Origin of the sequence: Oscillibacter hominis (assembly GCF_014334055.1) — a bacterium.
Classification (GTDB): domain Bacteria; phylum Bacillota; class Clostridia; order Oscillospirales; family Oscillospiraceae; genus Oscillibacter; species Oscillibacter hominis.
The window spans coordinates 1578191-1598554 of record NZ_CP060490.1 but is presented as its reverse complement, the minus strand read 5'-3'; the positions used below and the strand labels follow the sequence as shown (position 1 = coordinate 1598554).

Here is a 20364-nt window from a genome sequence, read left to right as displayed (position 1 = left end):
GAACATCTCTTTTTTTGATTTCGACGGATGCCTGGGAGCCTGCCGGGATGCCATTCCATATCCTGTTTCTCTGGACGGTACACCGCTGTCCGTCGGTATTTAAGACTCCCTATGCAAATATCATGGGAAAGGCTGGCTGACAAACCATGAAATACCCCTATAAGACGCGGGAGGGTGGGGCCACCGTCACGGTATTTGTGCCGTACGACTGCGGAAACCACTGTCCCTTCTGCATCAATAAAGAAGAGTACTCCAATTTGGACGGCTTCAGCGTGGAAAAGATTTGCCGCAGCATGGATTTGATGGACGCCATGACGCCGAAGTGCGATTTTGTGTTCACCGGCGGCGAGCCATTTGCGGACCTTGAGGCGCTCCAGACGATGCTGGATCACGTGCCCAACACCCATAAGGTCTATATCAACACCACTTTGCCCGTTTCAAGGAAGCAGTCGCCGGAGGATGTGATCCGCTTTACGGAGAAAAACCGGGAGAAGATCACCTGCATCAACGTGTCCCGCCATTTGGTCAAATACGTGGAGGAGTCCAACGACGAGCTGTTAGGCAAGCTGGCGGTTCCGGTGCGGATCAACTGCGTGCTGTACCGGGATTACCCCAAAGACAAGCTGATCCCCTATCTGGAGCGCTTTTTGCACCTGCCGGTGAGCATCCAGTTCCGCTTTGACTACACCGCCACCACGCCGGAGAACCTATATGAGGAGGATGGGGACAAGATTCTGCAGAATCTGCGGTCCATTGCCCGGTTTACCGGGCTGGACGGGTGCCGGATGCGCTGCGGGTTCCACTTTGACTACAAGGGCATGGAGCTGACCTATCACAAGACTCTGCCCTACAGCACTATTGTGGAGCGGGATGGAGATACGGTCTATCAAATCCTTTACGACATCCTCATCAAACAAAACGGCGACCTCCACTCCGACTGGGACAAGACGCCCCTGGACGTGGAAGCCTACCGCAGTGTGGTGTATGAGCCCTACGACCTCAAGTGGATCAAAAAAGCATGAAAAAAGAGAGTGCGGGAACTTTGCTTCCGCACTCTCTTTTTATGGATTTGAATCGGGCTTTAGCCCTTTTTTGACGGTTTGGATGTGATCCAATTGAGAAGGTAAATGGACACAATGGCCACGGCCGTTACAAGGAATACGCCGAACCAGCCGTCCAACGCCAGCGGCAGCACCTGCACCAGCTCGTCAACATGCAGCATGAGAAGACCTCCTTTCACGAGATAAAAACGCGTACATCATCCGAAGAGCTTCAGGATCAGGCCGCCGGCGATCACCGAGGCGATCTGTCCGGAGACGTTGACGCCCACGGCGTGCATCAGCAGAAAATTCTGGTTGTCCTCCGCCAGGCCCATCTTGTTGACGACCCGGGCGGACATGGGGAAGGCGGAGATGCCGGCGGCGCCGATCATGGGGTTGATCTTCTTCCTCGAGAACAGGTTGAAGAGCTTTGCGATCATGACGCCGCCCACGGTGTCGAACACAAAGGCAAACAGGCCCAGGCCGAGGATCATCAGCGTTTCCTTGCTCAAAAAGGCTTCCGCCTGCATTTTGGAGGCCACGGTGAGGCCCAGGAAAAGGGTGATGAGGTTAGCCAGGATCCGCTGGGCGGTTTCAGAGAGGGTGTCCAGCACGCCGCACTCGCGGACCAGATTGCCGAACATCAAAAACCCGATCAGGGCCAGGCTTCTGGGGGCAATCAGGCCGGCAATGATGGAGATGATGATGGGGAAGAGGATTTTGGCCGTCTTGGAAACGGGCTTGGAGGCATACTCCATCCGGATGAGCCGCTCCTTGCGGGTGGTGATCAGCCGGATCACCGGCGGCTGGACAATGGGAACCAGGGCCATGTAGGAGTAGGCGACCACAATGATGGCCCCGATGTATGCGGACTGGAAGTAGTTGGCCACAAAGATGGAGGTGGGACCGTCCGCAGCGCCGATGATGGCAATGGAGGCGGCGTCGCTGACGTCAAAGCCCAGCAGTACGGCGATGCAGAGGGTGAAAAAGATGCCGAATTGGGCGGCGGCGCCGAAGATCATCAGCTTGGGGTTGGAGAGCAGGGGCGTAAAGTCAATCATGGCGCCGATGCCTACAAACAAGAGCAGGGGGAAGAGCTCGTTGGAGATGCCGGCGTCGAACAGCACATCCAGCGCGCCGGGTTCCGCCACGCCGTCGTAGACCTGGGTGACCACGCCGGACAGGGGCAGGTTCACCAAAATGGCGCCGAATCCGATGGGGAGCAGCAGAGCCGGCTCCATGTTCTTTTTGATGGCCAGGAAGATCAAAAGCCCGCCGATGAGCCACATGACCACCTGCTTCCACTCCAACAGCAGGATATTTTCGAGTAAGATATCCACAACAAGACCTCCTAAAATGATCGCTGCAGCTCCATAAAAAAGAAACGAGACTTTTATCACAGGCAACTGCAATAAAAGTCTCGCTTTTTCATACAAACGCGGGCTCAAGGCCGTCATGACGCCGTTTGTCACGGATAAACCGCAAGCTACTCCCTTTTCTTTTCCCAGTATAGCCGAGGGGCTGACCGTTTGTCAAGAGAAGGCTGGAAAATTTTTTCGATCAGACTTCTATGGAACGGATGGGACGGGCAGAGGGGCAAACGGCTCAGGCCGGGAGGCTCACCTATCCGATGAACAGCTGGGTCCAGTAGTGGCCGCTTGGTACGTATCCAACGCCGATCTGGGTATAGGAAGAGTTCAGGATGTTGGCGCGGTGGCCGCTGGAGTTCATCCATGCGTTGAACACGGCCTGGGGGGAGGATTGGCCGTAGGCGATGTTCTCGCCTGCGGTGCGGTAAGTAAGGCCGAAGGATTTGATCATCTGGAAGGGTGTCCCATAGGTGGGGCTGGTATGGGAAAAGTAACGCCGGTCCACCATGTCCTGGGACTTATACCGGGCGACGCGGGAGAGTTCCCAATTTGCACTCAGCGGCTTCAGGCCGTTTTGGGCCCGGGCCTCGTTCACCAGGCGGATGACCTCGCTTTCAAAGGCGGAGACGCCCTGGTCGAGCTGAGGGATGGCCAGGGACTGGCCAGGGTAGATCAAGTCCGGATTGGAGACCTGAGGGTTTGCGCGGATGATCTCACTGGTGCCAACTTCATACTTGACCGCCAGCTTCCACATGGTGTCTCCGCGGACCACGGTATGGGTCAGGGCGGAGGCCCCGGTGGAGAGCAGCGAGAGTGTGAGCAGGGTTGTCGCGAATTTCATTGCAAATCGTTTCATATCTGTACCTCCTGAGAAAAGGGTAACATTGCTTGCAGTGGTAGTTCAATGCAAAAATATTGGAAAAAGGAGCGCCTCCAGGTGCGTGCTGGAAAAGCGGGTCACGCCGATTCCCCGCCGGCCATATGCTGGCGGGAGGTGAGCGCGTATGCACGTTGTTTCGGCTCTTTTATTGGGAGTCTCCACAAATCTTGACAATTTGTTTCTTGGCCTGTCCCTTGGCCTTCAGAAAAAAAAGCTTCCCTTTCGGGCCAACGCTGTGATCGGCCTGTTTTCCGCCGCGGTCACGGCCCTCTTCTGCGCGTCTTCCGCGCTGCTTTCCGGATTGGGGCGGCTGCCCAACCTGGTGGGAGGAGGGATCATCATCACCATGGGGCTGTGGTCTCTGCTGCCGGGGAAACAGGATACTGGCTCCGATTGCTACCAGCAGGGCTTTACCTGGCACGAGACGCTTGTGTTAGGGAGCGGGCTGGCCGTGAACTGCATCCCGGTCGCTTTCGGCGCCGGGCTGACCGGAATCCCGCCCTGGATCGCCGCGCTGTCAGTGGGCGGGATCAGCCTGCTCTGCGTGGCCGCGGGCAACGCCATCGGACTGGCGGCCACGGGCCTTGCCCTGCACCCCCGGTTCTTTGTGGCGCTCGGCAGCGGGATCATGATCGTTTTGGGTATACTGGAGCTTTTGGGGTAACGGCGCTGAAAGGCCGGCAAAAGACGCTTCCAATTACATAAAACCGAAAAAGGGAGAGAGGATAGAGGGGAGAGAGGAGGCAGATGCAATGGATTACTTTGAGGCGGTGAAAAACCGTTACAGCTGCTACGCCATCACGGGAAAGAGCACGGTTGGGGACGGCAGGCTGAAGGAGCTGCTTGACGACGCGGTGAGCTGCGTCCCGTCTTCCTTCAATTCCCACTCCTCCCGGCTTGTTCTCCTGCTGCGGGGCGGGCATGAAACGCTGTGGGATATTGTGCTGGAGGCACTGCGGCCGATGGTGCCGGAGGAGAAATTTCCAAATACGGAAAAAAAGATCGGCTCCTTTGCCGCGGGCTACGGCACGGTTCTTTTCTACGAGGATCAAGAGATTGTGCGGGGCCTCCAGGAGCAATACCCCCTGTACAGCGAAAATTTCCCCCTCTGGGCGGAGCAGGGCAGCGCCATGCTCCAGTATATCGTGTGGACAGGGTTGGAGGCTGAGGGTATGGGCGCCTCCCTTCAGCATTACAATCCGCTGATTGACCGGGCTACGGCCGCAGCCTTTGGCATCCCGGAGCACTGGAAGCTGATTGCCCAGATGCCCTTTGGCATCCCTGCGGAAGAACCGGAGAGAAGCCTCCGCGAGGAAAACGCCGAATGGGTGCGGGTTGTGGAGGAAAGCGGCACAGTGTAATCATGGTAAAGGTGAGCCCCGGAAGCGCATATGCTTCCGGGGCTCATTTCAGGAGCGCTCGATGGGATAGCCTAAAATCTCGATTTTCTCTGCAATTTCCCGCTGAGAAACGCCAGTGCTGTCATAATCGACGGCAACGCTGCCCTGCTCTTTGTTGATGCTCACCGACGTCACGCCGGGCAGCGAATCCAGCGCCCGTTTCAAAAGGCTGGTGTCGTGGAGCCCCACGTCCTTGTTGATGGAATAATACACACTTTCCTGTGCCATACAATCACCTCTGCAATATTGTTGCCGAAGTGGCCGCTGATTATTTGGGGAGGTGCCGCTGATTCTTGGTGGACGATTCAAAGCGGCTGAGGCAGCTGAGAGAGCAGAAGCGCATCAGCAGACGCGTTCTTTCCGAGTTGTGCGGACTGAATCCAGATGCGGTAAGGAAGATATGAGCGGGGCGAGATGGAGCCGACTATGGCTTCTCTGACAGCGCTGTCAGATTACTTTGAGGTGAGCCTGGATTATTTGACCGGACGGGTGCCATACAGGTGAAAGATAGGGGATGCGGGAGACCGTGTCCTCTTTCATTTTTTGAAAAAATTTTTAAGCTGCCACTTTTAAGTGGCACGGATGTTTGATTTAGTAGGAAAATGTATCTGTGAAGATATACGGAGAGGAGGGGGAGTATGTCGGAAAAACCGGCTAAACGGGACAATATCGGGGCGAATAGGCAGGCTAACGGACGATTCGGGCCAGGAAACAACGCCAATCCGAGAGGACGTCCCGCCCTGCCTCCGGAGGCAAGGGAATGGGCGACTAAAGACATGGCCGCTCTGCATGATATCAGCGAGGACGAGAGCGTCAACATCAAGGTGCGAGCCGACATCAAGCGCTGGATGGTTGAGATGGTATATGGGAAGGCGGCACAGGCTATGGACATGAGCGGAGAGATGGCGTTCAAGCCTGTGGTATTCGGGGGAGAGAGCGACATTGCCGACTGATGGTAAGCGAATCTATCTGCCTGATCTGATAGGGCGCGGATATGGCGATTTTTGGAGATTCAAGGGCCGCTATCGCGTCGTTAAAGGCAGCCGCGCCAGCAAGAAGTCAAAGACGGCAGCGCTGTGGTTCATCTACAACATGATGAAATATCCAAACAGCAATACGCTGGTGGTGCGCAAGACATTCGCCACGCTGCGGGATAGCTGCTACTCAGACTTGCGCTGGGCGACATATAGGCTTGAGGTCTCTCACCTATGGGACTTCACTACAAGCCCCCTGTATGCCGTTTATAAACCGACTGGACAGCGCATCTTCTTCCGCGGTCTGGATGATCCAATGAAGATAACGTCTATCTCTGTTCCAGCTGGTTATCTCTGCTGGATGTGGATTGAGGAGGCATACGAGGTAGACAGGGAAGAGGACTTTGATATGCTGCTGGATTATTTCGGCTATCCGGAAAAGGGGTGACAACATGGCGACTGCAACCGACCGGCTGAGCAGGGCCCTGGAGCTTGCAAAGCAGTATGATAAGCAAAATATAGACGCGCCCGCCGCCAGCCGGGCGCCAGCCAGAGCTGCGCCAAAAGGGCGGCAGGCCAGGGCGGCGGAAAGCAGGGCAAGGCTCTCCGCCCCCAAGGAACCGAGGCAGCTCTCCAACCGGGAGCGGCTGAGCCAGCAGGCAGAGCGGCAGGGCCGGGCAAAGGAAAACTTCACCCGGGCACAGAGCATGAAGCCCCCCTCCTTTTGGGAGCGCACGGGCAGCTTCCTTTCCGGCAATGCGGCGCAGCTTGTCTCCACCGGAGCGCAGAACCTGGGCTTTGCCCAGGCGGTGGGGAATCAGGCCCGCAAGGAATATACGGCGGCGGACATCAAAGAGTGGCAGCAGAACATCCAGGACTGGACCCGGGCACGGGATCGGCAGATGGCGGCCGGTGAACTGAGTCAAGAGGAAATCGACGAATACGGCCGCCTGATCGGCCAGGCACGCAGGAACATCGCGATTGCGCAAAAGGCCCTGGGCGCCAACGAGCAGGCGGCGGACGCCCTGTACGCGGCGGCGGACACCCTGAACCAAAAAGGCATGCGGCAGATAGAGACCGCCAAGCAGGGCATGGGCGGCGGAGGCCGTCTCCTGGTGGATGTGGGCAGCGCGGGCATCCAGATGACGGGGGACATCGCCCTTGGAAAGCTGACCAGCATGGGCGGCCTTGCCCCCATGGCGGGCCGCGTCTTTGCCGGAGCCACACAGGAGGCAAGGCAAGAAGGCGCGGACATGGGGCGGCAGTTCCTCTACGGCCTCGGCAGCGCCACGGTATCCGTCGCGACGGAGCAGATCGGAACCCTCACAAAGCCCTTTGCAAAAGCGTTCGGCAAAGGGGCAAGCGACAAGGTGATTGAATCCTTAATTGAGAAGGCGGTCAGCCGCTTTGCCCAGACGCCTGCCGGGAAAACCGCATTGATTTGGCCCTGCGCACCGGCGCCTCCTTTCTGGAGGAGGGCGGCGAGGAGTTTTTGGAAGACGTCATCAACCCGTTTTTACGCCGGGCCACCTTTGATCAGGACGCCCAGTTCGACTTTGAAAACGCGGTCTACGACTTCCTGGTCGGCGCCCTCCTGGGCGGCCTGGGGGGCGCAGTGGATGCGGCGTCCTCCTCCAAAGAGAACTACCGGGGCTATCAGAACCAGGCCGCAAGTGAAGCCGTGGACCGCGCCTACGACGCCATGGCCCAAAAGGGCATGTTCTCCCATGAATCCCGCAGCGCTGTTGCGCAGGCTCAAGATGACGTTTTGCTGCGGGAGATAAGAACTTCCGCCGGGCGCAAAAACACCGCCCAGCGGGGCGAAAACGCCGCCGTGGAGGGATCGCAGGATTTCCTAAAGCAGCAGCTCTTTGGGCAGCAAAAAACCGCCTCCGAGGAGGCGGCGGGTCCGGTTCATGTGGGCCGGGCGACAACGATTCAAGCGCCCTATCAGGGGAAGACGCCGGTACAGGCAGAAAAAAATATTGTCCCCCTCACAGTGGACAGCAACAGCGTAAGGATGGCGCAGAGCAGAATCGAAAAAGCCAAGGTAGTTCAATCCGGCAGTTCCGGCGCAGGGTTCAAAGCGGCTCTGAAAAACGCATATAAAGCGATATTCCAGTCAGTCAGGGGGGTTCCTGTGGAGGGCACGACCTTCCAGGGGCAACCCTATACCGTAGACATCAACAACAACGTGCCCGGGAAGGTGATCAACGACCCGAATCTAAGTGCAGAAAAACTGGCGCTATTGGATATTTTGCCAGAGGTGGTGCGCGGCGGCGAATATGTGGGAAGCGGACGGTATGTACAGCACGGCAGCAAGCAGAAGAAGACTGTACGGTATGATTATTTTGAGGCACCCGTTACCATAAACGGCCGCTCCTATATTGCTACATTCGACGTTGAAGTGGAGCCAAACGTCAACAACTACCGAACACATAAGCTAATAGAAATGGACTTGAAGGAGACCACCGGCCCTGACGTAGGTCCAGCACCTACCGCGACGACAGCCAATCCTTCAAGTCCTGTTGAGGGGATGCATCCCCTCAACTCTGATCCTACCATAGCACAGGGGGCGGATTCTGTCAACAACGATCCCTTGCAAAGCCGCCTCCTTGAGGATACAATAGAGGAATCCCCCCTCCTGAAGCAGTTATCCGAGGAGGAGCAGGGTGCGCTGCGCTCCTACAAGAGCAGCGAAAGCTATAAGCTTAACGCCAAGCTGCGCGAGGGAGCGGAGTTGAGCCCGCAGGACCGGGACATGGTCCGCCACCTGGACAGCGCCCTCTCAAGGCTGCCCACATACCAGGGGCGGGTATACCGGAACCTTATCTTTGACGACGTGGGTGGCAAGGCCGCCTATGACTCGTTTTTGGCAACGCATATAGAGGATGTTTTCATTTCCTATAATGCCTATACCTCAGTGTCCACTTCTTCCAGTGGGTATCCTGTAGAGGGGACCTATGTAGTCAGATTGGTAATCGACAGCACCACAGCCAAAAACGCGGAGGGGTTCGGAAACAACTTTGAGCAGGAAGCCATATATGGAAGAGATCACGATTTCTTTGTCGATAAAGTGGTCTTTGACAGAAATGGTGTCCCAACCATTTACATGCAGGAGGCGGCACAAGATGGCACCAGAGACAATGGACAACTTCATTCCCAAGAACGCGGCATGGAGATGCGCGCTGTGCAAGCGCTACATCAAGCGGACGCTGACGTGCGAAGCATACCCGGAGGGGATTCCAAGAGAGGTGCGGGCAGGCAGAGTGATCTGCGAGGAGCGAATCCCGAAGGAGCAGTAAGGCGTGACGACTCCTTAGGCAGCGCCGTATTCAACCCCGCCACCTCCGCCCGGGAATTTGCAGGCGGCGCGGTTGTAAGCGGAATCCTTGGCGGTGGGCAAATGCTTGCCTCCAAGGCCATCGACGCAGCAACCCGGCCCAGCGCACCAGCGCAGGCGCAGGACAATATTTTGCTGCGGGAGATAAGAAATTCCGCCGGGCGCAAAAACGCCGCCGTGGAGGGATCGCAGGATTTCCTTGAGCGGCAGCTATTTGGGCAGCAAAAAACCGCCTCCGGGGAGGCGGCGGGCCCAATACAATATACATTCATGGATGGGAGCAACACAGACGGGAAAAATGCGGCCCTTGCATCTGCCTATCAGCAAACGACCGGAAAAGCCATTGAAATTCCAGATGCACTCGTCCAAAAGTACAGCAATATCAATAATGACCCGGCACAGAAGTTAATCAATGTTGTAAAGCAATTCTATGAAAAGCATCTGAAGGGCCAGCAGGTCGGCGTCAGGCTTAATAACGGCGTCGTGGAGATCATGTTCGAGAATGATGGAAAGAAGAAGGCGACCGGATGGCGGATGAAGCCGGAGAAGGCCGCGAGCTTTGAGCGCCTTTTGGATTTGGTCAAGAACTCGGAATACGCCTATTCAGAGGTAAACCGCAACGCCAACGAGGCAACATCCATTCCGCGATTCCACTACTTTACCGCCAGGGCCGTCGTGGACGGAGCGGAAGTGCCGGTAAAGATTCAGGTGCGAGACGTTCATACAGGTGCCAACACACAGGAGACCCATTATTATACACACAATCTGCAAAACAAAAGAGGAAGTAACAGCCCTGTTGCGGGCGCACAAAGCGCCAACATTGACAGTAATGCATATACTTCCTCTCTTATTAATCCTACCATAGCACAGGGCGCGGAATTTGTCAATGGAGCGACGGAGCGGTCCCACAATACACGAATACTTGCCGATGAGTCACAGGCCCTTGGGAAGCAGGGGGTCAGAGCAGTCCGTGAATTCTACGACGGCCGCACAAACGCGGCGGACTATTTCGGCGCCTTTTCCGCCTATTACCAGGCGGGACTCTCCGACATGGATATGGGCAAGGTCAAAAGACGGTATGCCGGTACGCTGAACCGCGCCCAGAGGCAGGCGGCCTATCTGGCGGGCCAGACGGACGCAACCGCCTCCCTTGCGCGGGAGAAGAGGGCGGCAAAATTTGCCGCAGTTGCCGGAGAGGACAGCGGTCTTATATTCGACGACTATGTGGAGCATACACTGGACAACACCGTTGCCGACCGGGTGAACCGCGTGGCAAAAAACCTTGGAATGCGGGTTCGCTTTGCGGACAGCGTGGGCGCTGGTGCGGCGAACGCGCAGATCACAGGCTACGACGTATTGGTGGAAAAGAACAACCCGAAACCTGTTATGTTCCTGATGGGCCATGAAATGACCCACCGGATGCAGGAGTTGGCGCCGGAGGAATACCGGGCATTCCGCAGCGCGGCCATGGAGGCCATGAAGGACGCAAGAGTACATATTGCCAGTATCCAGGCGCTGTATGCCCAGAACGGGAAAGCCCTGGACATGGAGGCGGCCGTGGACGAATTGGCGGCTGATTACGCCGGACACATGATTGAGGACGGCAAGGTGTTAGACGAGTTCATCCAGCAGAACAAGGACAACCGCACGCTGCTGCAAAAAATCCGGGACGCGATCCGCTCCCTGATCGGCAAGCTGACCGGTACAGAGAAGTATATGGCCCAGATCGCAGAAGAGAAGCTGGCCGCCGCCCTGAAGGCCGCCGCAAAGCAGGCCGAGGCTCTGAACGCGAACAAAAACGCCGCCCAAGAAGACGGCGCAACGCGGTATTCCCTGAACGTGGACTTTGGAGCACAGTTTGATCAGTGGCTTCAAGAAGACAAAAAGGGCGGTGGCTATTTCCAAATCGGAACTACAAGTGATGCGCTTAAAAGCATCGGGATGGCCGATTACAAAATCTATTGGCATAAATCGAAAATTTCCAAAATCATGAATAAGCACCCGGCCATGACGGCAGAGGTGATCAAGAGCATACCCGACGTGCTGGAGCACCCCATCCTTGTAATGCAGTCCCAGACCATGGCAAACCGCATCACCATGTTCGGCGAAGCGACGGACGCGGAGGGAAAGCCTGTACTTGTTGTGGTGGAGCTTTCACCTCAGAACAAGCGGGGCGAGGTGATGGATTTTGCCGTGATCGCCAGCGCCTATGGAAAAAATAATGCACAGCAACTCATTGACAGCTCCGATATCCTCTATGTATGATAGGTGGCGTACCAGTCCATGTCTTCCAGCTCCTTACACAAAAAGAGCTCGAATGTGACAAAGGAAAGTATGCCTTCCATATCCTTTCTGGCTTTTTTTACATAGTCCTCCCATTTCTCCAGTTCTTTTGACCTCCGGGCCATAGCGGGCACCCATTCAGTACCCTTTAAGCTCACGACAATCCCCTCTTTCAAACTATCTCTATACCAAAGATAATGCAGAAGAGCGTCTGAATTTGCGGAATTTTGTCGAATAAGGATAATTTTGAAGAAGCCAATGACTCAATCACATTTCCTTTGCAGTCTGGGCGCAATTTTCTGAAAATCTGAGTATAGTAGATGCTGAAGAAAATTGGTGGGGGGATTGGATGAGACAATGATCTTGCTTCTATCCGGCGTTGTGTGGGCCGCGATGATCAAGCTGTTAGACGGCGTAAATAAGCACCAGGGGAAAGGTTTCCTTTTCCGTGCATTCTGTGTTCGCTACTGTGTTCATATAACCAATTATAACAAGTAAAAACAAGCAGCAACAAAGAGCCTGAAAACAAGAAAAAACCCTTGGAAATACTGAATTTTCAGCAATTCCAAGGGTCGTTTATTTGGCGGAGAAGGAGGGATTTGAACCCTCGCGCCAGTTTCCCGGCCTACTCCCTTAGCAGGGGAGCCCCTTCGGCCTCTTGGGTACTTCTCCATCTGTCAAGTGGTTTGTAAATGGCGGAGAGAGTGGGATTCGAACCCACGGATGCTTTCACATCGCCGGTTTTCAAGACCGGTTCCTTCAACCGCTCGGACATCTCTCCATAGCTGTAAAAGCATATTCCGCGCCCCAAACGCAAAACCTATGATACCATACGGCAACTGAATTTGTCAAGGCGGTAAAGGCGGCTTTTTCCGGAAATTATCTTGTGATCCCGGCGCTTTTCATGATCCGGTCCAATACGTCAAGGGCAATCTGGGCGGATTCCGCCGAAATCCCTTGCGTCAGACCGGTAAAGAATTCCTCCTGGGCACTTTGGAGGTCCTGGACTGACTTTGCTGCGGCATCCGTCAGGAGCAGGTTCTGGAACCTGCGGTCCTCACTCTGGGTCTCCACCTGTAAAAAGCCCCTGCGCTGGAGCTGATCCACCGCCCGGGAGACGTAGGCCTTGGAGAGCTCCCGGTAGATGGCCACGTCCCGGGCCGTATGATACTCCGGATTGTTGGCCAGGAAGATCAGCACGTCCGCCTCCGGCTTGGAAAGGCCGCACTTTGCTGCCGCAGCGGCAAAGTGCTCTTCATAGAGCTTTGACAATTTCTTTTGGAACCGCAGAAAGCGGCTGATTGAAATTTTCAAAAAATCACATCCCATACAGTTGACAAGTAAACTGTTTCCGCGTAAACTATTTTACGTGCTGAATATCAATTTGTCAAGGAGTGACTCACGTGGAAGAAAACAGAACGGAAGCACTGGGCAGCGCACCGGTTGGGAAACTGCTGTTTCAGATGGCGACACCGGCGGTTGCGGCTCAGATCATCAATCTGCTGTATAACCTGGTGGACCGCATGTATATTGGACATATCCACCCTATAGAAACGGTGGGAAAGCTGGCACTGACCGGCGTTGGCGTCTGCCTGCCGATCATCATGGTGATCTCGGCCTTTGCGGCGCTGGTCAGCATGGGCGGCGCCTCCCGGGCCTCCATCTTCCTTGGGAAGCGGGAAAACGATACGGCGGAGCGGATCATGGGCAACTGCTTTACGCTGCTGGTACTGATTTCCATTGCACTGACGCTGATTGTGCAGGTGTTCGCAAAGGATTTGCTGCTGGCCTTTGGTGCCAGCGCCAACACCATAGAGTATGCCCTGTCCTATATGAAAATTTACAGCCTGGGCACACTGTTCGTCCAGTTGACCCTTGGCATGAATGCCTTCATCACCGCCCAGGGCTTTTCCAAGACCAGTATGCTGACCATCCTCATCGGTGCGGTCTGCAATATCATCCTGGACCCCATCTTCATCTTTGGGCTGAAGCTTGGCGTGGCTGGCGCGGCCCTGGCCACCATCATTTCCCAGGCAATCTCCATGACCTGGATTTTAAAATTCCTCACCGGGAAAAAGTCCACGATCCGGCTGCGCCCGGGTAAGCTAAAGCTCTCCGGGAAGATCATCCTGCCCTGTGTGGCGCTTGGCCTCGCGCCCTTCATTATGCAGTCCACCGAGAGCCTGATCGCCGTGTGCTTCAACTCGTCGCTGCTCAAGTACGGCGGCGACCTGGCCGTGGGCGCCATGACCATCCTCACCAGTGTGATGCAGTTTTCCATGCTTCCGCTCCAGGGATTGACCCAGGGCGCCCAGCCCATCACAAGCTACAATTACGGTGCGAAAAATGCCGCCAGGGTCCGGGAGGCATTCCGTCTGCTGCTCATCAGCTGCATGGTCTACTCCGTGGCCCTGTGGGGGGCGGTGCAGCTGTTTCCAAAGGGATTCATCGAAATTTTCAACAGTGAGCCGGAGCTGGTGGCCTTTACCGTCCATGCGCTTCGCATTTATATGGCGGTGTCCTTTGTATTCGGCGCCCAGCTGGCCTGCCAGCAGACGTTCATTGCCCTCGGCAATGCCAAGAGCTCGCTGTTCCTTGCGCTGCTGCGTAAGATCATCCTGCTGATCCCGCTGATCTACCTGCTGCCCGCTCTGATAGCCGATAAGACCACGGCGGTATTTTTGGCGGAGCCGGTGGCTGATTTCCTGGCGGTGTCCACCACGGTCACCCTCTTCACCATCCAGTTTAAAAAGGCCATGCACCGTCTGGATGCGCCGCCTCAGGAGTAACAGCGGCTATGTGAAAAAAGCCCATGGCCTCGGTTGTCAGACTGATAAATATTGCCTTCTTTGTAGGGAGAAGCCCCGCCCGGCTGCATCGGGCGGGGCTTTTTGCAGGCTGAGGCGCTGAAACGACCGCTTAAGGGCCGGGCCCTTGCAAGCCGGGCGATAATCAGATAGAGTGAAGCATGAAAGGGGGGAGGCCATTGAAAGTCACCATAGAGGAGATGCCCGGCGCGGAGCTGGAAATCATCCTCCGCTGCCCTGTGGCCGACGAGCGGGTCAGGTCCCTGGCGGCCCGGCTCACCGCACTGTCGGAGGAGCGGATCGCTGTCCGGGCGGGGGAGGAAATCCAGCTTTTGGAACCGGACAAGGTACTCTACGCCGAGGCGGTGGAGGGCAGTGCATTCGTCTATACGGAGGACGCGGTCTGGCCCACCCGGCTGACGCTGAGCGAGATGGAGAGCATGTCGGAGGGGTTCTTCCGCTGCTCCAAAAGCATGGTGGTCAATCTCCGGCGGATCGAGCGGCTGCGCAGCGGGCTCAACGGAAGGCTGATCGCCACTTTGGCCAATGGGGAGAAAATCCTGATCTCCCGCCACTACGCGGCGCCGATCCGATGGGCGCTTTTGAACGGATAAGGAGGAGCATATGAAAGAGTTTCAAAAATTCTATGTTTGGGGCATGAATGCCAAGTTCTACATGGGAATTTATTTTGCGGCGCTGGTATTTCTCTCGGGGCTGGTGACGGCGCTTTCCGGCGGCGACTCGCTGAAGCTGATCCATCTGCTGCAAATGCTGCTGCTGGCCATGGTGGTGGCCCTGGCGCAGGTGCTGCTGCTGGAGGGGAAACGGACCTACAGCAAAAGGGAAATGGGGTGGCGCTCCGCGCTTTGGGTGGCCGGCGCCACCGGAGCCACGGTGATCTGCGCGCTGGCCTTTGGATGGATGGAGGGCCTGGGCAGCTGGTGCCCCTGGCTGTTGGGACTGTTCATGGCCTTTGGCTGCTGCGCCATGCTCTTGGGGCTGAAGTTTGAGCGGGACGCGGACACGGTCCACCTGGAGCGTGAGTTGGAGGCGTACAAGAAAGGCGACAGGAAATAGGGAGCAGCCAAGAAAAGGCATCCGGCCCGGGAGGAATCCGGGCCGGATGCCTGATTCATTTTTTCAGCAGCCTCTTTAGATAGGAGACATCCAGCAGGAGGTTGACGGTCTCAAATTTGCCTTTGTAGAATGCAGCCCAGTTGTTGAATACGCAGGGCAGCTCCTTTGCCTTTTCCAGCGAATCCACCTGGAGAAAGGAGGCGGGGATGTCATTCTCCACGCAATGCCGGCGCACCGTCTCAATGGCTTGAGGGATGTAGGGACACTGCAGGTCATAGTAAATGGTCAGCTCATCCCTGTCGATGGTTCCGGCTTTGGCGGCTTTTGTGAACTGCGGCGTGGTTCCGTCAAAGGAAAGCGCAAGCAGATCGTAGCCATACCCAGTGGTGTCCACTGCCTCAAAGCCGTATTTTTTGGCAAAGGCCTGATCGAAAAGCCAAGCCTTCTGCTTGGTGGACCCAAGCATGCAGACGCCGGATTTTCCCTGCGCCTTGGCATCTGCCAAACAGTACTCCATCAGCGCTTTGCCATACCCGTTCCCCTTGAGGCCGCTTTCTACCCACAGGCAGTATACATAGAGATAGTTGTCGCCGGTGACGGGAACCCACGCGGTTTCAAGAGGCGCATACTCAATGAAAACCGTGGCCTTTGCGTCTAATTTCCGAAAGACATGCCCCTCCTTCAGCCGGTCTGAGAGCCACTCCCGCTTTGCCTCCACGCCCGGGTGCGCTTTTTTGGTGCGTATGATGCAGCACAAATGCTCATTGGCCAAGGTTTCCGTTGTTACATTGACGAACTCAGTACACATTGTGTTCAGTCTCCCTCAAAAGATAGGATGGTTGAGCTGAATCCAGTATAGCACGAAACTTCGCCGGGGACAATCGCGTTCCGGCCGCTGGAGCCAGCTGGATTTCGGCTGTCTCGTCTGGTGCAGATGCTACCCGTTTTCCCGCTCAAGGCGGAGGAACACGCCACGGGCATAAAGGGCAATCAGAAGCGAGGATGCGGCGGCTCCCAGCGCCACGAAACAGCCGTCCCACAGGTCAAAGAGCCTTCCGTACAGTGCCTGGCCCAGGGGGGAGGCGCAGTTGGCTGCCGCCAGGACAAAAGCCATGACCTTTCCGATGAGATGGGGCGGCGTCTGGCGCTGTACGGCGGAGCACATGAGGACAGTAAAGAGGGTGGAGGCCGCCATGGCTGTAAAGCTCATGACGGTGATGAGCAGGTAGCCCGCCTGCCGGGGGACGCCGGGCAGAAGGGCGGCCCCCATGACTCCCGCCGTCAAGGCACAGACGGCCAGGAGCAGGCTGCCGTGGCGCAGTTTCAGCCGCCCGCCAAGAATGCCGGCCAGCACTCCGCCCGCCAGGCCGCCCAGGCCAAGGGCTCCCTGCGTCATACCCAGCGCGGTGTCTCCCATGCCTAAAAGCGTCACCACCATCACCGGGATGCCCACGATCATGGCCGCGGACAGCACCAGGTTGAAGAGGGCCAGCACAGCCACAGCCGGAAGGAAGACCGGCTTTTCCCGGCGGATGAACTGCCAGCTCTCCCTGAGGTCGCCCCGGACGACAGCAAGGGCGGAGCCATGGGTGCTCTGCGGGATACAGGGGATGTGGATGAACAGCTCCATCACGGCGGAGGCCAGAAAGCAGAAGACGCTGACCAGAAGGATGGGAACGATCCCCCAGAGGCTGAACAGGATCCCGCCGGTCACCGGCCCCAGCAGCCCTGAGAGGGTGCTGACCATATTGATGACTGCGTTTGCCTGGGTGATCTGCTCCGGCGGGATCAGGGCCGGGATGCTGGACTGTACCGCCGGCTGATAGGCGCCGGAGATGCCATAGAGCAGCATCAAAGAGACAACCATCAGCGGGACCAGCGGCACGGCATCGTAAAGCAGGTAAAAGAGAAAAATAAGCCCCGCCGTGGAGAAATCCAGGTACACCATGATGCGCTGCTTGCGGAAGCGGTCCGCCAGCACGCCGCCCAACGGCGAGCAGAGGATGAGGGGCACAAAGGCGGCCGCATTGACCGCTCCAAAGAGGGTGGAAGAGCCGGTGCTGCGCAGCAGGTAAAGGGGCAGGGCAAAGCGCAAAATGGCGTTTCCGAACAGGGAGATGATCTGCCCAATCACCACGAGGGTGAAGTCTCTTCGGAATAAAGTAACTGGTTTCATAATTCCTCCTTAATAATACCGACCGTCGGTTTGTATAATGGCCAAAGGAAACTGCCCGCGGCGGGGCAGTTCATTCAAGGGAAAGGGCCTGTTGGTTCAATAACCTGCTGTAGCGCACCAGCGCCTCCACCAGTTCCCCGTCCAAAAGCTCCATGCCAAAGGGGCGGGTCATTTGGTTGTACAGGGCGCACCGGTTCCGGACCTCTTCCGGCGTGGTGGGCTGGAGCAGGGGGTGGAGCCAGATGTCCGAGAGGGTCATCAGGGCCTCCGCCAGCTCTTTGGGGTGCTGGGTCTGGATGGAGCCATCGGCAATGCCCTCCTCCAGGATGGGGCAGATGAAGTCGGGAACCACCTCCTCGTAGATATTGCGCAGCTGCATGGCCAGGAATTTGGGGCTGTTGATCAAATAGGGGGTGATGCTCAGCATCTGCTGCTGGTTGTCGGAGAGCAGGGCGCAGCGGAAGATTTCCCGCATCTTCTCCTGGCCGTTTAAGGTTTTGCTGTCCCGGACCCGGGAGAGCTGGGCCTCGTTTTCCCGGCCGATGTGTTCGCAGATCCGGATAAAAATCTCCTCTTTGGAGGCGAAATGGTGATAAATGGCGCCCTTGGACAGCCTTGTCACGGAAATGATGTCCTGGATGGAGGTTTCATCATAGCCCTTTTCCGCAAACAGCCGCGCCGCCGTGCGGAGGATCAGGTTGACCGTTTCCTCCGGATGTTTGTTCCTTGCCATATGCCCTCCTCAATACAGACCGATGGTCTGTAAATTAAAATAGCACCATGTTTGGGCTTTGTCAACTGAAAAAAGCCCTGCGCGGCAAAAAGCCGCGCAGGGCGTATTCTTACAGTCCCATGATCAGGATGATGAGGATCAGGATGGGCAGGATGAACTGGAGATAGAACTTCAAAACCCGGCTGCGGGACATCTTAAGCCCGGTGCCCGTATTGGCTTCCTCCAGGTATTTGTCGTAGCCCCAGCCCCACTTGCTGACGCAGAAGAGCAGGTAGACCAGAGAGCCCAGGGGCAGCAGGAGATTGCTGACCAAAAAGTCCTCGCTGTCCAATACGTCCTTGCCCAGGATGGGATGGAAGCCGCTCAGCACGTTGTAGCCCAACAGGCAGGGCAGGCTGGCAATCAGGACAAAGACGCAGTTGATGACCACCGACTTTTTCCGGCTCCAGCCGAAGTTGTCGATGCAGCTGGCCAGCAGGTTCTCAAACACCGCGATGACGGTGGAGAAGCTGGCAAAGGTCATGAACAGGAAGAACAGCGTGCCCCAGAGCCGGCCGCCGGCCATGTTCACAAACACGCGGGGCAGCGTCATGAAGATCAGTGGAGGGCCCTGGGTGGTCTCCACATGGAAGGAGAAGCAGGCGGGGAAGATGATAAGGCCGGACATCAGCGCCACAAAGGTGTCCAGCCCGCAGATGCGGACGGCCTCGCCGGTGAGGGTGTGGTCCTTGGACATATAGCTGCCGAAAATCTCCATGGCTGCGATGCCCAGGCTCAGGGTGAAGAAGGACTGGTTCATGGCTGCGGTAATCACATTGCCAAGCCCCACCTCGGAAGCCCGCTGGAAATCAGGCAGCAGATAGAATTTTACACCCTCCATGGCGCCTTCCAAAGTCAGGCTGTGGACCGCCAGCACCACGATCAGCACAAGAAGCCCGATCATCATGACCTTCGTGATACGCTCCAGCCCCTTTTGCAGGCCAAAGCTGCATACAAAGAAGCCGGCCAGGACAGTAATCACCATCCACATGGCCATTTCGGCGGGATCCGCCAGCATGGCGTTGAACACGCCGTCAATGGCCTCGCCGCCCTCCAAACCGGAGAAGGCGCCGCCGGCAAATTTGAAGAAATAGCCCAGCATCCAGCCGGACACGGTGGTGTAGTACATCATCAACAGATAGCAGCCAATGACGCAGAACCAGCCGTGGATATGCCACTTGCTGCCCGGCTTCTCCAGGGCTTTGTAGCCCAGCACCGCGCTTTTCCGGCTGGCACGGCCCACCGCCAGCTCCATGGTCAGCACGGGCACGCCCATGATGATCAGAAACAGCAGGTAGAAGAGCACAAACACGCCGCCGCCGTTTTCGCCGGTCACATAGGGGAATTTCCACACGTTCCCGATTCCGATGGCACAGCCGGCGCTCACCAGCAAAAAGCCCAGCCGGGATTGGAAGTTTTCTCGTTTCATTCGATCTTTCTCCTTCATGTACACTTACGCAGGCAAACACAACCTGCGGAAATCTAATACTGTATGGTAGCAGTTGGAAGGGAGAAAGTCAACCTTTACACAGGGAAAATGGAACGGGAAAGAGGGGAAAAGCACGTAGATGCAAGAAAAATGCAGCTTTTTATGACTATGAATGCAAAATTAGGGAAACGAAAAGTTTGATTCTGACCCTTTAAAGCCCAAAAGAAGCATTGTGCCAAAAGGAACGGAGCAGAGGGAAGCGGCGGAGGAGGCGGATGCCGGGGATAGGGGAAATGAAGGCGGCGGGCCGAAAGACGACAAAAAAACCACGGGCCGTAGAAGCGGCCCGTGGCAGAGATATGTATGCTATGCCTCCATTGGGACTTTTTCCTCTGCGAAATAGCGGATGATGTCCTTGCGGGTGACGATGCCGATAAAATTGCCCAGATCATCCACCACCGGGATGAAGTTCTGCTTTGTGGCGTTGTGCAGCAGGGCGTCCATGGATACGGTGATCCGTACACAGGGGTACTGGCCCGGCCGGATGATATCCCGCACATGAAGGGTTTCCGTATCCTTCAGGGCAATGGGCTCCACCTCGCCCCGGGTATCCTGGACCAGCGCCCAGAGGAAATCCCCCTCGCTGACGGTTCCGATGTATTGACCGGACCGGGAGATGACCGGGATGGCGGTGTAACCATGGTGCCGCATCTTCTCCAGACCTTGGCGGAAGGTACAGTCGTCATATAAAAACGCGACTTTGCTCTTTGGCATTAGAAAATACGCAATGTTCAAGCGATACGCCTCTTTCCG

Annotated in this window: 20 protein-coding genes, 2 tRNA genes and 1 pseudogene; 11 read left to right on the top strand and 12 right to left on the bottom strand. The window is 56.6% G+C overall.

Annotated elements, in window-relative coordinates; genetic code table 11:
* Positions 1–146 precede the first annotated feature (146 nt).
* On the top strand, positions 147–1022 hold the full coding sequence (locus H8790_RS08035) for a 4Fe-4S cluster-binding domain-containing protein (protein WP_187332032.1): 876 nt from the start codon (positions 147–149) through the stop codon (positions 1020–1022).
* Between the two features lie 59 nt (positions 1023–1081).
* Here H8790_RS08035 and H8790_RS08030 read toward each other — a convergent pair whose 3' ends face one another.
* The 3 genes from H8790_RS08030 to safA form a co-directional block, all read right to left on the bottom strand.
* Complete coding sequence (locus tag H8790_RS08030; RefSeq protein WP_187332031.1) at positions 1082–1222, bottom strand: oxaloacetate decarboxylase; 141 nt, start codon at positions 1220–1222, stop codon at positions 1082–1084.
* Positions 1223–1258: 36 nt separating this feature from the next.
* On the bottom strand, positions 1259–2329 hold the full coding sequence (locus tag H8790_RS08025; RefSeq protein WP_187334264.1) for a sodium ion-translocating decarboxylase subunit beta: 1071 nt from the start codon (positions 2327–2329) through the stop codon (positions 1259–1261).
* Between the two features lie 334 nt (positions 2330–2663).
* Complete coding sequence (gene safA, locus H8790_RS08020) at positions 2664–3266, bottom strand: SafA/ExsA family spore coat assembly protein (protein ID WP_187332030.1); 603 nt, start codon at positions 3264–3266, stop codon at positions 2664–2666.
* A 148-nt stretch (positions 3267–3414) separates the two neighbouring features.
* Here safA and H8790_RS08015 point away from each other — a divergent pair, with 148 nt between their 5' ends.
* Positions 3415–3954, top strand: a complete 540-nt coding sequence (locus H8790_RS08015; RefSeq protein ID WP_187332029.1) for a manganese efflux pump MntP — start codon at positions 3415–3417, stop codon at positions 3952–3954.
* A gap of 88 nt (positions 3955–4042) precedes the next feature.
* Complete coding sequence (locus H8790_RS08010) at positions 4043–4651, top strand: nitroreductase family protein (protein WP_187332028.1); 609 nt, start codon at positions 4043–4045, stop codon at positions 4649–4651.
* Positions 4652–4699: 48 nt separating this feature from the next.
* Here the strand turns inward: H8790_RS08010 and H8790_RS08005 are convergent, their stop codons facing one another.
* On the bottom strand, positions 4700–4918 hold the full coding sequence (locus tag H8790_RS08005; protein WP_187332027.1) for a heavy-metal-associated domain-containing protein: 219 nt from the start codon (positions 4916–4918) through the stop codon (positions 4700–4702).
* A 180-nt stretch (positions 4919–5098) separates the two neighbouring features.
* Between H8790_RS08005 and H8790_RS14075 the strand changes: the two are divergent.
* The 5 genes and pseudogenes from H8790_RS14075 to H8790_RS07985 form a co-directional block, all read left to right on the top strand.
* A pseudogene (locus H8790_RS14075) lies at positions 5099–5194 on the top strand (helix-turn-helix domain-containing protein); the annotation flags it as partial.
* 272 nt (positions 5195–5466) lie between these two features.
* On the top strand, positions 5467–5643 hold the full coding sequence (locus tag H8790_RS07995; protein WP_187332025.1) for a hypothetical protein: 177 nt from the start codon (positions 5467–5469) through the stop codon (positions 5641–5643).
* Positions 5633–6112: a phage terminase large subunit gene (locus tag H8790_RS07990; RefSeq protein WP_187332024.1), complete on the top strand. Its 480-nt coding sequence runs from the start codon at positions 5633–5635 to the stop codon at positions 6110–6112. The genes H8790_RS07995 and H8790_RS07990 overlap by 11 nt, the downstream gene beginning before the upstream one ends.
* Before the next feature lie 4 nt (positions 6113–6116).
* Positions 6117–7448 (top strand): hypothetical protein, encoded by a 1332-nt coding sequence (locus H8790_RS13900; RefSeq protein WP_243208456.1) that lies wholly within the window; start codon positions 6117–6119, stop codon positions 7446–7448.
* Positions 7367–11272, top strand: coding sequence for an LPD3 domain-containing protein (locus H8790_RS07985; protein WP_318646873.1), 3906 nt, complete (start codon positions 7367–7369; stop codon positions 11270–11272). Before H8790_RS13900 ends, H8790_RS07985 begins: the two co-directional genes overlap by 82 nt.
* Before the next feature lie 599 nt (positions 11273–11871).
* On the opposite strand, the gene H8790_RS07980 is transcribed toward H8790_RS07985, so the two are convergent.
* The 3 genes from H8790_RS07980 to H8790_RS07970 form a co-directional block, all read right to left on the bottom strand.
* A tRNA-Ser gene (locus H8790_RS07980) sits at positions 11872–11962 on the bottom strand.
* Between the two features lie 21 nt (positions 11963–11983).
* Positions 11984–12071: transfer RNA gene (locus tag H8790_RS07975), tRNA-Ser, on the bottom strand.
* 98 nt (positions 12072–12169) lie between these two features.
* Positions 12170–12604, bottom strand: a complete 435-nt coding sequence (locus H8790_RS07970) for a MarR family winged helix-turn-helix transcriptional regulator (RefSeq protein ID WP_187332022.1) — start codon at positions 12602–12604, stop codon at positions 12170–12172.
* Positions 12605–12753: 149 nt separating this feature from the next.
* Here H8790_RS07970 and H8790_RS07965 point away from each other — a divergent pair, with 149 nt between their 5' ends.
* The 3 genes from H8790_RS07965 (at position 12754) to H8790_RS07955 (ending at position 15174) form a co-directional block, all read left to right on the top strand.
* Positions 12754–14079: an MATE family efflux transporter gene (locus tag H8790_RS07965; protein WP_187334263.1), complete on the top strand. Its 1326-nt coding sequence runs from the start codon at positions 12754–12756 to the stop codon at positions 14077–14079.
* Between the two features lie 197 nt (positions 14080–14276).
* On the top strand, positions 14277–14711 hold the full coding sequence (locus H8790_RS07960; RefSeq protein WP_187332021.1) for a LytTR family DNA-binding domain-containing protein: 435 nt from the start codon (positions 14277–14279) through the stop codon (positions 14709–14711).
* A 10-nt stretch (positions 14712–14721) separates the two neighbouring features.
* The gene (locus H8790_RS07955; protein WP_187332020.1) at positions 14722–15174 is read left to right on the top strand and encodes a hypothetical protein; all 453 of its coding nucleotides are present in this window, start codon (positions 14722–14724) and stop codon (positions 15172–15174) included.
* A 55-nt stretch (positions 15175–15229) separates the two neighbouring features.
* On the opposite strand, the gene H8790_RS07950 is transcribed toward H8790_RS07955, so the two are convergent.
* The 5 genes from H8790_RS07950 to H8790_RS07930 form a co-directional block, all read right to left on the bottom strand.
* Positions 15230–15982, bottom strand: coding sequence for a GNAT family N-acetyltransferase (locus H8790_RS07950; RefSeq protein ID WP_187332019.1), 753 nt, complete (start codon positions 15980–15982; stop codon positions 15230–15232).
* Positions 15983–16111: 129 nt separating this feature from the next.
* The gene (locus H8790_RS07945; RefSeq protein WP_187332018.1) at positions 16112–17350 is read right to left on the bottom strand and encodes an MFS transporter; all 1239 of its coding nucleotides are present in this window, start codon (positions 17348–17350) and stop codon (positions 16112–16114) included.
* A 70-nt stretch (positions 17351–17420) separates the two neighbouring features.
* Positions 17421–18083 (bottom strand): TetR/AcrR family transcriptional regulator, encoded by a 663-nt coding sequence (locus tag H8790_RS07940; protein ID WP_187332017.1) that lies wholly within the window; start codon positions 18081–18083, stop codon positions 17421–17423.
* Positions 18084–18192: 109 nt separating this feature from the next.
* Positions 18193–19551 (bottom strand): sodium-dependent transporter, encoded by a 1359-nt coding sequence (locus H8790_RS07935; RefSeq protein ID WP_187332016.1) that lies wholly within the window; start codon positions 19549–19551, stop codon positions 18193–18195.
* Between the two features lie 366 nt (positions 19552–19917).
* Positions 19918–20346, bottom strand: a complete 429-nt coding sequence (locus H8790_RS07930; protein WP_187332015.1) for a CBS domain-containing protein — start codon at positions 20344–20346, stop codon at positions 19918–19920.
* Positions 20347–20364 lie beyond the last annotated feature (18 nt).

Coding starts and splice junctions, on each gene's coding strand:
- H8790_RS08035 (WP_187332032.1), top strand. CDS start 147: ATGAAATACCCCTATAAGACGCGGGAGGGTGGGGCCACCGTCACGGTA.
- H8790_RS08030 (WP_187332031.1), bottom strand. CDS start 1,222: ATGCTGCATGTTGACGAGCTGGTGCAGGTGCTGCCGCTGGCGTTGGAC.
- H8790_RS08025 (WP_187334264.1), bottom strand. CDS start 2,329: ATGTGGCTCATCGGCGGGCTTTTGATCTTCCTGGCCATCAAAAAGAAC.
- safA (WP_187332030.1), bottom strand. CDS start 3,266: ATGAAACGATTTGCAATGAAATTCGCGACAACCCTGCTCACACTCTCG.
- H8790_RS08015 (WP_187332029.1), top strand. CDS start 3,415: ATGCACGTTGTTTCGGCTCTTTTATTGGGAGTCTCCACAAATCTTGAC.
- H8790_RS08010 (WP_187332028.1), top strand. CDS start 4,043: ATGGATTACTTTGAGGCGGTGAAAAACCGTTACAGCTGCTACGCCATC.
- H8790_RS08005 (WP_187332027.1), bottom strand. CDS start 4,918: ATGGCACAGGAAAGTGTGTATTATTCCATCAACAAGGACGTGGGGCTC.
- H8790_RS07995 (WP_187332025.1), top strand. CDS start 5,467: ATGGCCGCTCTGCATGATATCAGCGAGGACGAGAGCGTCAACATCAAG.
- H8790_RS13900 (WP_243208456.1), top strand. CDS start 6,117: ATGGCGACTGCAACCGACCGGCTGAGCAGGGCCCTGGAGCTTGCAAAG.
- H8790_RS07985 (WP_318646873.1), top strand. CDS start 7,367: ATGGCCCAAAAGGGCATGTTCTCCCATGAATCCCGCAGCGCTGTTGCG.
- H8790_RS07965 (WP_187334263.1), top strand. CDS start 12,754: ATGGCGACACCGGCGGTTGCGGCTCAGATCATCAATCTGCTGTATAAC.
- H8790_RS07955 (WP_187332020.1), top strand. CDS start 14,722: ATGAAAGAGTTTCAAAAATTCTATGTTTGGGGCATGAATGCCAAGTTC.
- H8790_RS07950 (WP_187332019.1), bottom strand. CDS start 15,982: ATGTGTACTGAGTTCGTCAATGTAACAACGGAAACCTTGGCCAATGAG.
- H8790_RS07945 (WP_187332018.1), bottom strand. CDS start 17,350: ATGAAACCAGTTACTTTATTCCGAAGAGACTTCACCCTCGTGGTGATT.
- H8790_RS07940 (WP_187332017.1), bottom strand. CDS start 18,083: ATGGCAAGGAACAAACATCCGGAGGAAACGGTCAACCTGATCCTCCGC.
- H8790_RS07935 (WP_187332016.1), bottom strand. CDS start 19,551: ATGAAACGAGAAAACTTCCAATCCCGGCTGGGCTTTTTGCTGGTGAGC.